Source organism: Pseudomonas sp. 2822-17, from assembly GCF_002742485.1.
In the GTDB taxonomy this organism is placed as follows: Bacteria; Pseudomonadota; Gammaproteobacteria; order Pseudomonadales; family Pseudomonadaceae; genus Aquipseudomonas; species Aquipseudomonas cyclaminis.
In genome coordinates, this window is the sequence record NZ_LJRZ01000196.1 from 1 (window position 1) to 283 (window position 283).

Here is a 283-nt window from a genome sequence, read left to right on the forward strand (position 1 = left end):
GTGGAAGACTGGTAGCATTGACTGAAGTTCCAGTAAGACCAGATGAAGATTTAGTTCGTCACTTAGGTCAACAGATTGGTAGTCTACTTGAAAAGAAATATACAGTTAAAGAATTTTCCTTTGATATTGGAATTGATATGAATAAAAGGTCATGGATTTTTGATATTAACAGTAAGCCAATGACATTCGACGAACAAGACATTCAGAGAAAAAGAGTTGAAAGACTGACGAGGATTTTTCTAGAGGAAAAATAATTAAATGTATACTTTTATTTGACATATAC

General features: G+C 32.2%; 1 protein-coding gene. It reads left to right on the forward strand.

The features are described from left to right. A partial coding sequence (locus AOA60_RS32565) for a YheC/YheD family protein (RefSeq protein WP_218240506.1) occupies nt 1-254 on the forward strand: 254 nt, incomplete at its 5' end. Between the last annotated feature and the right edge of the window lie 29 nt (nt 255-283).